10 protein-coding genes are annotated in these 12,851 nt (G+C 60.7%); 1 reads left to right on the forward strand and 9 read right to left on the reverse strand.

Annotated features, from left to right (window positions below):
* Positions 1-101: 101 nt before the first annotated feature.
* From FQK12_RS03110 to nifH, 8 genes are all read right to left on the reverse strand, one after another.
* Positions 102-572, reverse strand: coding sequence for a NifB/NifX family molybdenum-iron cluster-binding protein (locus tag FQK12_RS03110; protein WP_014230028.1), 471 nt, complete (start codon positions 570-572; stop codon positions 102-104).
* A complete protein-coding gene (gene nifN / locus FQK12_RS03115) occupies positions 559-1,944 on the reverse strand; it encodes a nitrogenase iron-molybdenum cofactor biosynthesis protein NifN (RefSeq protein ID WP_014230027.1) in 1,386 nt (461 codons plus the stop codon). The genes FQK12_RS03110 and nifN overlap by 14 nt, the downstream gene beginning before the upstream one ends.
* Before the next feature lie 10 nt (positions 1,945-1,954).
* A complete protein-coding gene (nifE, locus tag FQK12_RS03120; protein ID WP_014230026.1) occupies positions 1,955-3,328 on the reverse strand; it encodes a nitrogenase iron-molybdenum cofactor biosynthesis protein NifE in 1,374 nt (457 codons plus the stop codon).
* A 337-nt stretch (positions 3,329-3,665) separates the two neighbouring features.
* Positions 3,666-4,328: a NifB/NifX family molybdenum-iron cluster-binding protein gene (locus FQK12_RS03125; protein ID WP_014230025.1), complete on the reverse strand. Its 663-nt coding sequence runs from the start codon at positions 4,326-4,328 to the stop codon at positions 3,666-3,668.
* 10 nt (positions 4,329-4,338) lie between these two features.
* Entirely contained in the window at positions 4,339-4,557 is a 219-nt protein-coding gene (gene nifT, locus FQK12_RS03130) for a putative nitrogen fixation protein NifT (protein ID WP_014230024.1), read from the reverse strand.
* 39 nt (positions 4,558-4,596) lie between these two features.
* Positions 4,597-6,159 (reverse strand): nitrogenase molybdenum-iron protein subunit beta, encoded by a 1,563-nt coding sequence (gene nifK / locus FQK12_RS03135; RefSeq protein ID WP_014230023.1) that lies wholly within the window; start codon positions 6,157-6,159, stop codon positions 4,597-4,599.
* A gap of 55 nt (positions 6,160-6,214) precedes the next feature.
* Complete coding sequence (gene nifD, locus FQK12_RS03140; RefSeq protein WP_014230022.1) at positions 6,215-7,663, reverse strand: nitrogenase molybdenum-iron protein alpha chain; 1,449 nt, start codon at positions 7,661-7,663, stop codon at positions 6,215-6,217.
* A gap of 16 nt (positions 7,664-7,679) precedes the next feature.
* Positions 7,680-8,561 carry a nitrogenase iron protein gene (gene nifH, locus FQK12_RS03145; RefSeq protein WP_004852391.1) on the reverse strand — a complete coding sequence of 294 codons (882 nt, stop codon included), beginning with the start codon at positions 8,559-8,561 and terminating at the stop codon, positions 7,680-7,682.
* 404 nt (positions 8,562-8,965) lie between these two features.
* Here nifH and nifJ point away from each other — a divergent pair, with 404 nt between their 5' ends.
* Positions 8,966-12,481 carry a pyruvate:ferredoxin (flavodoxin) oxidoreductase gene (gene nifJ / locus FQK12_RS03150; RefSeq protein WP_014230021.1) on the forward strand — a complete coding sequence of 1,172 codons (3,516 nt, stop codon included), beginning with the start codon at positions 8,966-8,968 and terminating at the stop codon, positions 12,479-12,481.
* Positions 12,482-12,498: 17 nt separating this feature from the next.
* Here the strand turns inward: nifJ and FQK12_RS03155 are convergent, their stop codons facing one another.
* Positions 12,499-12,810: an ArsR/SmtB family transcription factor gene (locus tag FQK12_RS03155; RefSeq protein WP_014230020.1), complete on the reverse strand. Its 312-nt coding sequence runs from the start codon at positions 12,808-12,810 to the stop codon at positions 12,499-12,501.
* Positions 12,811-12,851: the final 41 nt, after the last annotated feature.

Below are 12,851 nucleotides of genomic sequence, written 5' to 3' on the forward strand. Positions count from 1 at the left end.
AGAATAAAATGCAATATTTTCAATTTGTTATATTTTTCCCTGACAAGACGCGCCCGACAGTGTCGGGATGTTTTGTGGGCTTTGTCACACAAACGACACGGCTAGCGGCGCGGGTCCGGTTCCTCATGCCACTCCTGTTCCTGCAGCAGACGGGTAAAGCGCTCCGGGTCGCGCTGGCGCGCATTTTTGCGCTGCCCTTTGTCGTACCAGTAAAGCTGGATCTCCTGCAGTAAGCCGACGATGGTGGTATCGGCGGGAACGCGTTCGGCGCGGACGCCGACCTGCAACAGCTGACGAAAAACCGCGTCGCCAATCGCCACGCAGAACAGCGTGACGCAATCCTCAAGGGCGTGGATCCGCCTGGCGATCTTCTCCGTCTGGTGGCCGTTCTCAACGGAGAAATCAACCACCCGGATCAGGGTGACCCGATCCGCCTTGACGCCGTATACCACCAGCCGCGGCGTGGCGCCAAAATGCTGATCGACATGACGATAGTCGGAACTGGCGAAGGCGACCTTCATAGACCACTCATCGGAGTGGACCATATCAAACTGACGGTTAATCGGCGGCATAGGCGCCTCCTGTGGAGAGTGAAGATTCGGTGTTCTGGCGAAGCGGCGATCGGTAGCGGGCGAGGTGGTGATGGCGCTCGCGCATCAGGTTTGCCAGCTCGAACAGCGTATCGCGCATTCCGCAGTACCCCTGACGCACCCGGCGGAATTCACCGAGCTTGTCAAAGATCGGAAAACCCGCGCGTACCAGCGGCAGCGCAAACTGCTCCGCCAGGTCGCAGGCGTGGGAGTTGGCCACCAGCAGGTCGGCGGGTTGGGCGCACAGCAGCGTTTGCAGATCCTCCAGATCTCCCGGCACCACGCGTTCCACCGGCAGCTGGCGCAGGCTGGGATGGCCGGTAGGAGCCACCAGCGGGCCGGGCTGCATCCCCTGGCTGTTGGCGAAATCACACCACGCCGCCAGCAGATCGCCTTCCGCCGCTATCGCCATGCGCTGGCCCTGAAGCCACATATGACAGTCGATCATCGCATCCTGCAGCTGGCCGCGCTGGCGCTCCAGCCACGCGGGAACGGCGCGTCCGGAAATTTTCGCCAGTTGATGAATAAAAGCGTCGCAGCGATCGAGGGTCATCAGGTGCGGCAGGGCGATAACCTCGCCCCGGCAGCGCGGGGCCAGCAGCGATGACGCGCGGTGGAGGGAGACGCCAATGGCGAAGCTGCACAGGCTTTGTCCCATCTGTTCTATCTGGCGCAGCGGCGTCCCGCCCTGGGTCAGCGGCGAGAAATCGCCCTGCGCCAGGTGCCCATCCATCGATTGCGCCAGGTCCGGCAGGATTATCGGCTGCAGACCAAAGGCTTCGACGCATCGGCGCAGCCACTCGATATCGCCCGGCGAGCAGAGGTGGCTGACCAGCAGGTTGACCCGGCGATTGCGCTGAGCCGGGCGCGGCGTCGGCGCAACCCACTGCTCAATGACGCTCTCGAGCACCGCGCTGAAGCCGTTTTCCATGGAACCATAAAAATCCGGCGTGTTAACGGTTAATATCGCCACGCCCTTGTGCCGGGGATACTCTTCGCGAAACTGGCGAACCACGCGGGAAATGTCGCTGCCCTGAGCCTCAGACAGCCCGGTGCTGAGCAGCACGATAGCCTGCGGCGCGTTGCGCTGGCAGAGGGTGTCCAGGGCGGTGAAAATATTGCCGTCCGCGCCCATAATCGTCGACGTGGGGTCCATCGCCGTCGACTGCAGGGGAACCGGGTCGTGGAAGTGTTGAATAAAAAAGACTTTGGCGAAGGCGCTGCATCCCTGCGCGCCGTGGACCAGAGGGATGCTGTGTTCAATCCCGAGGCTGGCGAGGATTGCGCCGAGCGGCTGGCCGGTCTTGATCGGGCTGACCGCCAGCGGTTTATCGGTGCGGAAAATGTCTGCCATGGTGAACTCCTTAGTGCCACGGGGCGCGGGCATGGGTTTGCGGCCAGATGGGACTGTCGATGGTCTGACACAGCTGGCGGGCGAGGGTGACGATCCCCTTGTAGCCGGCGAAGGCGTGTTCGCGCTCCTGATTGATATCGAGAAACGGCAGCCTGGCTTTATAGGCGGTGTACATATTGCGTCCGCCGGCAATCATCAGGTCGGCCTGATAGCGATAGACCACATCCAGCAGCGTGCGGGCGTTGCCTTCTTCCAGCATTACCGCCTCTTCGCCCATCAGCTCGCGGATCCGCTGTTTATCCTCTTCGGTGGATTTACGCGTGCCGGTTGCCACCACGGTCATGCCCAAATCCTGAAGCGCCGAGACCACCGACCAGGATTTCACCCCGCCGGTATAGAGCAGCGCTTTGCGGCCGCGCAGCCGTTCGCGCCACGGTTGTAGCGCCAGTTCCGCCGTCTGTTCCTCCCGCGCAATCAGCGCTTCGGTGCGCTGGCTAAGGTCGTCATCGTCCAGCAGCGCCGCCAGCTGACGCAGGGCGTCGGAGGTGGCGCGGATCCCGTAGAAGCTGCCTTCGAACCACGGCGTGCCGTAGCGCTGCTCCAGGGCTCTGGCGACGTTAATTAGCGCCCGCGAGCAGACCAGCATATTGGCCTGCGCCCGATGCATGGTCTGGATCTCGGCGAAACGGCCATCGCCGGAGAGGCTGCCGAGCACGCGGATCCCCAGTTCGTCGAGCAGCGGCTGAATATGCCAGAACTCGCCGGCAATATTGAATTCGCCAATCAGGCCAATATCGTGACGCTGCTCCGGGGCAAAGGGCGTGCTCTCCGGCCAGGGCGCGGGCTCGCGCTGACCGATTACCCGTTTCACCATGACCTCGCCGGCCAGCCGGTTACCGAGATTTTTACTGCCGTAAAAACCGGCGGCGTCCATGGCGATAACCGGTACGCCGGTGGCGGTCTGCGCGGCCTGGCATACCGCTTCCAGGTCATCGCCCTCCATGGCCGGTACGCAGGTGTTGTAGATAAAGACCGCCGCCGGGTGATAGCGGGCGACGATATGGCGAACGGCGTGAAACAGGCGACGTTCGCCGCGGCCCATAATCACGTCCTGTTCGTTGAGATCGGTGGTGAACCCGAGCCGATTCAGGGTGGGGCCGGAGCTGGCGCTGCCGCGGTTATCCCAGGAGCTTCCGGCGCAGCCGATGGGGCCATGGACCAGATGCGCCACGTCGGCAATGGGCAGCAGGGTTATCTGCGCGCCGTCGAACGCGCAGCCGCCGGCGGTGGCGCCGGGTTTGGGCGCGCTGCAGCCGGATTTTTGTTTATGGTTGTGTTCACAGGCCGGTTCATCCAGCAGCGCCAGAATTTCATTTCCCTTCATAGTGACCTCGTTGACGGTGGGGGATGAGGGGGAAGATGCAATTCGCGCTCCATAAGCGGCGCCTTGATATTTAAAGAAAAAGGGTTGTTGGCTTTGCGACAAAGCCAACAATCGGACAAGGGATGGCGGTAAGTGATCCTTTATGGCCTATCTCGCTGGCATGGCTATTTGTTGCTGGAAGGCTGGCAGCGAGGGGGTTAGGCGCATCAAGAAGCCCGGAACAACCGTGAACGGAATATTCCCCTGAACGGAATAATGCCTGACCCTCACGCGGGAAGAGCGTCCATACGCGAAAAAAAGCCCGCGGGGTCAGCGGGCAACAAGCACAAAACAGGAATTAAAAAACGCGCGCCTCCAGAGGGTTCTCCTGGTTAAGCCGCTTCGCCAGCCACGGCGGCAAACGGCCGGCCAGCAGCGTATTGATCGCCTTGCACTGGGCATGAATCGTCGTCCCGGGCTGCGCTTTCATCGGGTGGATCCGGTGGCGGATCAGCCGGGCGGCGGCGGGCCCGCCGATCTCCTGACAAAACAGCAGCTGGCAGTCTTCAATCAGCCGGGCGCGCACTTCGCTGGCTTCCTGCTGGGTGGGCGCGGAGGGATAGCGGCGCAGATCGTGCAGCCAGCCGCCTTGCTCATCGAACGCGTAGATAAAAAACAGTCGCCCCTGGCCGAAATGGCCGTTAATCATCAGGCCATCCTGGGAGCAAAACGCCGCCAGCAGCTGCGGCGTTCGCTGGGCAGGGCGAACGATGCGTAAATGGATGGGCAGCGCGCCCTGCAGGCTCGCCATCACCCGCGACCAGCGAGCGGGGGACATCACCGCCGTCGCGGAGGGGAAGCTGGCGGCCAGCTGCGGCTGGGCCAGGGTCGCCAGCCGCGCCGGGGTCAGCGTCTCGCCGCACTCCTGCGCCAGCCAGTCGACAATTTGCGCCGGCTGCAGGTCCGGCAGGGACTGAAACAGCGCCAGCATGCGCCAGAAAAGGGTATCGTTGTCGGACATCTCCAGCTCCTTATATCAACGCGCCGCGCGTCGCGCGCAGGCTTATCGGAAAGGCGGGGCGCCCCGGCTGCGGATTGACGTAGTAGCGGCGTCCCCCTTCCAGCGAAATCGCGCCGCCCCAGCGTTCAGCGTCGTTATGCTCAATCTGCAGCACTCGCGCCTCCAGATCCTGTTTCGCGATATAGGCGTACAGGTCCGCGCCGCGTTCACGGAAAATCACGATGGGCATACTCCCTCCTGGCCCCGCGTGACGCGGGGCGCCTGATGGTTAACGGACGAGATCGAAACTGTAATCGGTTTTGCCCAGCTGGCTGGTATCGCTATCCAGTTTCTCCAGTACGGCGTTTACCAGCGTCGTCACAATGTTCATCGCCCCTTCATAACCCCAGGTTGTCTGGCGGTGCAGATGGTGGCGGTCGAACAGCGGAAAGCCGAGGCGGATAAGCGGTACTTCAAAGGCTTTGCCCTTCGCCAGGGTATCGCGCTGGATAAACTTGCCGTAGGAGTTGCCGATCATAAAGTCCGGCTGACGGGTGAACATCAGCGAACGGAAGTGCCACAAATCGCAGTTGATAAACACTTCGCTATCGCGCCCGTACGGCGAGGCATCAAGCATTTTCTTCATCGCTTTTTGCCAGCGTTTGTTGGCGTTATGGCTCAGGATCACCGTCGGCTCGCAGCCCAGCTCCAGCAGGAAGCGGGTGAGGCCCATCACGAAGTCCGGGTCGCCGTACAGGCCAAATTTCTTGCCGTGCAGCCAGGTGTGGGAATCGAGCATCATGTCAACCAGCCGGCCGCGCTCAAGGGTGAGGGCGTCGGCGATCGGCTTGCCGCTAAGCTGGCTGACGGTCATCAGCAGTTCATCGGTAGCGGCCAGCCCCAGAGGAATCGCGACCTCGGTGGCGGGCTGGTTCCACATCTCCTGCACCACTTTTTTGCTCTTCAGCAGCTGCCACGGCTGCAGAAGCAGCGTATCGATGGCGTCAGGAGCCTCTTTCATCTCCTGCTGCGTGGTGCCGCCGGAATACATCCGATAATGGCCGTCGGCGGGCGTGTCGAGAACTTCTGACGGATCGGAGAGCAGGCTGCACGGCACCGCCATCTGTTCCATCATCCGCTTTAATACGCGGAAGTTGCCGAGATAGGTTTCAAAGCCGGTCACCAGATTGAGCTTCTGCAGTTTGCCCGGCTGCCCCTGGTAGTCCGCGGTGAAGGTTTTGGCGAAGCCTTCAAACATGTTGTCCCAGCCGGTGACGTGGCTGCCGATAAAGCTTGGCGTATGGGCATGGGGCACGGCGATGCTGCTATCGACGAAGCCATCCTTTTTGGCGTTGGCGATAAACGCCTGCAGGTCATCGCCGATGACTTCCGCCATGCAGGTGGTGGAAACCGCGATGATCTCCGGCTTGTACAGCGCGCTGGCGTTTTGCAGACCCAGATTCATGTTGTTGTTGCCGCCGAAGACCGCCGCGTCTTCGGTCATCGAGTCGGAGACGCAGGCGATCGGCTCTTTGAAATGGCGGTTAAAATAGGTGCGAAAGTAGGCCACGCACCCCTGTGAGCCGTGGACGTACGGCAGGGTATTGGCAAATCCCAGCGAGCAAAGCACCGCGCCAAGCGGCTGGCAGGCTTTCGCCGGGTCAACGGTCAGCGCCTCGCGCTGGAAATTCAGCGCTTCATACTCGGCGGTGGTGGTCCAGGTAAAGACCTCCTGCACGCGCTGGGCATCGTGCGCTTCCTCCAGCTGCCGCTTATTGCGGAACAGCTCCTGGTATTCATCCTGTTCGAATAGCGGATAGCAGCTATTAATTTTATCAATCGTTTGGCTCATGGTGTTCTCCTCCCGCGCCACAAATCGGTGAACAGACGGGACAGTGAGTGGGCAATCACGCAGACTTCAGCCACGGCGCGGTGAGTTCGTTCCACGCCGGGTTGTTCAGGGTCATATCCATATCGCGGGCGAAAATGGCGAAACCATCGTAGCCGTGGTACGGGCCGGAATAGTCCCACGAGTGCATCTGGCGGAACGGCACGCCCATTTTCTGGAAGATATATTTTTCCTTGATGCCGGAGCCGATAAGGTCGGGCTTCAGCGCCTTAACGAACGCTTCCAGCTCATAGCTGCTGGCGTCATCGAACAGCAGCGTGCCCTCTTTGAGATCCGGCAGGGTGCGGTCGTAGTCATCGTTATGGGCAAACTCGTACCCGGCGGCGATGATCTCCATGCCGAGATCCTCGTAGGCGCCGATGACGTGGCGTGGCCGCAGGCCGCCCATATAGAGCAGCACCTTACGCCCCTCCAGGCGCGGGCGATATTTGGCGATAATCGCCGCCATCTGCCCCTCATACCGGGCGATCACCGCTTCGGCGTTCGCGCGAATGGTATCGTCAAACTGGTCGGCGATTTTGCGCAGCGATTCGGCGATTTTGGTCGGCCCGAAGAAGTTGTACTCCATCCACGGAATCTGATGTTTCTCCTCCATATGGCGGGCGATATAGTTCATCGAACGGTAGCAGTGAACCAGGTTCAGCTTGACGAATGGGGTGTTCTCCATCTCCACCAGCGTGCCGTCGCCGGACCACTGCGCGACCACCCGTAGCCCCATCTCTTCAAGCAGGATGCGCGAGGCCCAGGCGTCGCCGCCGATGTTGTAGTCGCCGATGATCGCCACATCGTAAGGGGTGGTTTCAAACGGCTGTCCTTCGCGATTGTTAAGGATCCAGTCGCGCACCACGTCGTTGGCGATATGGTGCCCTAGCGACTGCGACACGCCGCGAAAGCCTTCGCAGCGTACCGGGATCACCGGTTTATCCAGCGCTTTGCTGCTGGCGTTGGCCACCGCGCTGATATCATCGCCGATCAGCCCCACCGGGCATTCCGACTGTATGGTGATCCCTTTGGTGAGCGGGAACAGCAGCTCCATCTCTTCAATCAGCTTGCTGAGCTTTTTATCGCCGCCGAAGACGATGTCGCGCTCCTGAAAATCAGAGGTGAAGTTCAGCGTGCCGAAGCTATCGACGCCGCTGACCCCGGTGTAGTAGTTGCGTCGTCCGGCGCGGGAATACTGGCCGCAGCCGACCGGCCCGTGCGAGATGTGGGCCATATCCTTGATTGGCCCGAATACCACCCCTTTCGAGCCGGCGTAGGCGCAGCCGCGCACGGTCATCACGCCGGGTTGTGATTTGCGGTTAGAGATAATGCACTTGCCGACGCTCTCCATTTGCGGATCGCTGACCATCATGTGCTTTCTGCGCTCTTTTCGCGCGGTTTCCGGGAACACCTCCAGGACTTCCTGGATCAGCGCCAGATTACGTTCGCCCGTTGCGTTGGTCATCATTATTGTCCTGTGCTCAGGCCGCGCTTTCTTCGGCGGCGGTTTTACCAATGATGCTGGTGTCTTCTTCTTCCATGATGCCGAACTCCATCAGCAGCGACTCCAGTTCATCCATGGTGCAGGGTGTCGGCACCACTTTCATGGTGTTGTTGACGATCTTCTGCGCCAGGGTGCGGTATTCGTTGGCCTGCTGGCAGGCGGGGTCGTACTCGATCACCGTCATTCGGCGGATCTCCGCGCGCTGCACGATATTGTCGCGGGGGACAAAGTGGATCATCTGGGTCCCGAGCTTTTCCGCCAGGGCCATGATCAGTTCGTCTTCACGGTCGGTCTGGCGTGAGTTACAGATCAGGCCGCCGAGGCGCACCTTGCCGGATTTAGCGTATTTAACGATCCCTTTGGAGATATTGTTGGCGGCGTACATCGCCATCATTTCGCCGGAGCAGACGATGTAGATCTCCTGGGCTTTGTTTTCACGGATAGGCATGGCGAAGCCGCCGCAGACCACGTCGCCGAGCACGTCATAGAAGACAAAATCGAGATCGTCCTCGTAGGCGCCTTCTTCTTCAAGAAAGTTGATCGCCGTGATCACGCCGCGCCCCGCGCAGCCGACGCCTGGCTCCGGGCCGCCGGATTCCGCGCAGCGCACGTCGCCGTAGCCAATTTGCAGCACGTCTTCGAGCTCGAGATCCTCGACCGAGCCGACTTCCGCGGCCATCTCCATAATGGTGTTCTGTGCTTTAGCGTGCAGGATCAGGCGGGTGGAGTCCGCCTTCGGATCGCAGCCGACGATCATCACTTTCTTACCCATCTCCGCCAGCGCGGCGACGAGGTTCTGCGTAGTGGTGGATTTGCCGATACCGCCTTTACCGTAAATAGCGCATTGACGCATGGTCATGGTGACTTCTCCTGTGGTTGAGTGTTTGCCAGCAGAGAAGTGCAGGGAACATACCAGCCGTGCCTGTTTATTTATTTATCTGATTTTTATGAATTTATTAATTCATTGCCGCGCAGGGCGTAAAACAAAACGGCACAATAAGGCGACCAAATGTGGGAAACAGAACAATTCCGCCTGCCGGGGCCATTGTGGCGGTTTGTCGTCTGTTCAACAGCTTGTCGTCCCCTGTGTCTTGTTCCACGCAATCTCTCGGCGCGCTGCGTTGCCTTTATCTTCATAACGCGTTGAATTCGCGCTAACTCTTCGGTCACCCGCGAGCTGGCACAGGCTGTGCTTGAGGCAACAACTGGGTTTGCCGCTTATTCGAGGCGGCGAAGATGCCTCTCACCTTCGAGGATTGAACAATGTCCGGAAAAATGAAAACAATGGATGGCAACGCCGCGGCGGCCTGGATCTCTTATGCCTTTACCGAGGTCGCGGCGATTTACCCCATTACCCCTTCCACGCCGATGGCGGAAAACGTCGACGAGTGGGCGGCGCAGGGGAAAAAGAACCTTTTTGGCCAGCCGGTGCGCTTAATGGAGATGCAGTCGGAAGCCGGCGCGGCAGGCGCGGTACACGGCGCGCTGCAGGCCGGGGCGCTCACCACCACCTATACGGCCTCCCAGGGGCTGCTGCTGATGATCCCCAACATGTACAAAATCGCCGGTGAACTGCTGCCGGGCGTCTTTCACGTCAGCGCCCGGGCGCTGGCGACCAATTCGCTGAATATTTTTGGCGATCACCAGGACGTGATGGCGGTTCGCCAGACCGGCTGCGCGATGCTGGCGGAGAACAACGTGCAGCAGGTGATGGATTTGTCGGCGGTGGCGCATCTGGCGGCGATTAAGGGACGCATCCCGTTTGTTAACTTCTTCGATGGTTTCCGCACCTCGCACGAAATTCAAAAAATCGAGGTGCTGGAATATGACCAGCTGGCGACGCTGCTGGACCGGGCCGCGCTCGACAGCTTCCGCCGTAACGCGCTGCATCCGGATCATCCGGTCATCCGCGGAACGGCGCAAAACCCGGATATCTACTTCCAGGAAAGAGAGGCGGGTAACCGTTTTTATCAGGCGCTGCCCGACATTGTCGAAAGCTATATGGCGCAAATCAGCGCGCTCACCGGCCGGGAGTACCATCTGTTTAACTACACCGGCGCGGCGGATGCCGAACGGGTGATTATCGCCATGGGGTCGGTCTGCGACACCGTTCAGGAAGTGGTGGATACGCTGAACGCGGCGGGAGAGAAGGTCGGGCTGCTCAGCGTGCATCTGTTTCGCCCTTTTTCGCTGGCCCACTTTTTCGCTCAGCTGCCGAAAACCGTACAGCGCATTGCCGTGCTTGACCGCACCAAAGAGCCCGGCGCTCAGGCCGAACCGCTGTGCCTGGATGTGAAAAACGCCTTCTACCACCACGACGATGCGCCGCTGATTGTCGGCGGCCGCTACGCGCTTGGCGGTAAGGACGTTCTGCCCAACGATATCGCGGCGGTCTTTGACAACCTCAATAAACCGCTGCCGATGGACGGCTTTACCCTCGGCATTGTCGATGATGTCACCTTTACCTCGTTGCCCTCGCGCCAGCAGACGCTGGCGGTCTCGCATGATGGCATCACCGCCTGTAAATTTTGGGGCATGGGCTCGGACGGCACCGTCGGGGCCAATAAAAGCGCGATCAAAATCATCGGCGACAAAACGCCGCTCTACGCGCAGGCCTACTTTTCCTATGACTCGAAAAAATCCGGTGGCATTACCGTTTCGCATTTGCGCTTCGGCGACCGGCCGATCAATTCGCCCTACCTGATCCATCGGGCCGATTTTATCTCCTGTTCGCAGCAGTCCTACGTTGAGCGCTATGACCTGCTGGATGGGTTAAAGCCGGGCGGGACCTTTTTACTCAACTGCAGCTGGTCCGATGCGGAGCTGGAGCAGCATCTGCCGGTCGGCTTTAAACGCTATCTGGCGCGGGAAAATATCCATTTTTATACCCTGAACGCCGTGGATATCGCCCGCGAGCTCGGGCTGGGCGGGCGCTTTAATATGCTGATGCAGGCGGCGTTCTTTAAGCTGGCGGCGATTATCGACCCGCAGACCGCGGCGGATTACCTCAAGCAGGCGGTTGAAAAAAGCTACGGCAGCAAAGGGGCGGCGGTGATCGAGATGAACCAGCGGGCGATCGAGCTGGGCATGGCCTCGCTGCATCAGGTAACCATTCCGGCACACTGGGCGACGCTGGATGAGCCCGTGGCGCAGGCTTCAGCCATGATGCCGGATTTCATCCGCGATATTCTGCAGCCGATGAACCGCCAGTGCGGCGACCAGCTGCCGGTAAGCGCGTTTGTCGGCATGGAAGACGGCACTTTTCCCTCGGGCACCGCCGCCTGGGAGAAACGCGGGATCGCGCTGGAAGTGCCGGTCTGGCAGCCGGAGGGCTGCACGCAGTGTAACCAGTGCGCCTTTATTTGCCCCCACGCGGCGATCCGCCCGGCGCTGCTCAACGGCGAAGAGCAGGACGCCGCGCCGGCTGAGCTGCTGAGCAAACCCGCTCAGGGAGCGAAGGCGTACCACTACCATCTGGCTATTTCGCCGCTGGATTGCTCCGGCTGCGGCAACTGTGTGGATATCTGTCCTTCGCGCGGCAAGGCGTTAAAAATGCAGTCACTTGATAGCCAGCGCCAGATGGCGCCGGTCTGGGACTATGCGCTGGCGCTGACGCCGAAGAGCAATCCGTTCCGGAAGACGACGGTCAAAGGCAGCCAGTTTGAAACCCCGCTGCTGGAGTTTTCCGGCGCCTGCGCGGGATGCGGCGAAACGCCTTATGCCCGCCTGATAACCCAGCTGTTTGGCGACCGGATGCTAATCGCTAACGCCACCGGCTGCTCTTCAATCTGGGGAGCCAGCGCGCCGTCGATTCCCTATACCACCAACCACCGCGGCCACGGCCCGGCATGGGCGAACTCGCTGTTTGAGGATAACGCGGAGTTTGGCCTCGGCATGATGCTCGGCGGCCAGGCGGTGCGTCAACAAATCGCCGAGGAGATGACCGCCGCGCTGGCGCTACCAGTCAGCGACGAACTTAGCGACGCAATGCGCCAGTGGCTGGCGAAGCAGGATGAAGGCGAGGGTACCCGCGAGCGCGCGGACCGGCTCAGCGAACGGCTGGCGGCGGAAAAAGAGGGCGTGCCGCTGCTGGAGCAGCTATGGCAGAACCGCGACTATTTTGTGCGCCGGTCGCAGTGGATTTTCGGCGGCGACGGCTGGGCCTACGATATCGGCTTCGGCGGTCTCGATCACGTGCTGGCGAGCGGGGAAGACGTGAATATTCTGGTGTTTGATACCGAGGTTTACTCCAATACCGGCGGGCAGTCGTCTAAATCGACCCCGGTGGCGGCCATCGCGAAGTTTGCCGCGCAGGGCAAACGCACGCGGAAAAAAGATCTCGGCATGATGGCGATGAGCTACGGCAATGTGTACGTGGCCCAGGTCGCCATGGGCGCCGATAAAGATCAGACCTTACGGGCGATCGCCGAGGCCGAAGCCTGGCCGGGACCGTCGCTGGTGATTGCCTACGCCGCCTGCATTAACCACGGGCTGAAAGCCGGTATGCGCTGCAGCCAGCGCGAGGCGAAACGGGCGGTTGAAGCGGGATACTGGCACCTGTGGCGCTATCATCCGCAGCGGGAAGCGGAGGGCAAGACGCCGTTTATGCTCGATTCCGAAGAGCCGGAGGAGAGCTTCCGCGACTTTTTGCTTGGCGAAGTGCGCTACGCCTCGCTGCACAAAACGACGCCGCATCTCGCGGATGCGCTTTTTAGCAGAACCGAGGAGGATGCGCGCGCCCGCTTTGCCCAGTATCGGCGGCTGGCCGGTGAGGAGTAGGGGCCGGCGCGCAGGCTTTAGCTATCGTGCTGCATGACCTTAAGCAGCGTATCCAGCAGGCCGGGAAAGCGCGCGTCTAAATCTTCCCGGCGCAGCGAAATCAAATTCTCCCGCCCCTGAGGCCGCTGCCAGATCACACCGCTGTCGCGCAGGACGCGCCAGTGGTGGGTCATGGTCGACTTCGCCACATCTTCATGACGCAGGGCGTTACAGCTCTGCTCGCTGCCGTCGGCAAGGATACGGATAATCTCAAGCCGCAGCGGGTTGCCGAGAGCGAAAAGGACATTTTCGAGGCGAATTTGTTCACGTTCGGGGTGATTGGCGATCATAATATTCCTGTGTCGGCGGCGGCGCAGCTCCGTGAGCAGCA

It is taken from the genome of Klebsiella sp. ME-303, from assembly GCF_007910085.1.
Taxonomy (GTDB): Bacteria; Pseudomonadota; Gammaproteobacteria; order Enterobacterales; family Enterobacteriaceae; genus Klebsiella; species Klebsiella michiganensis.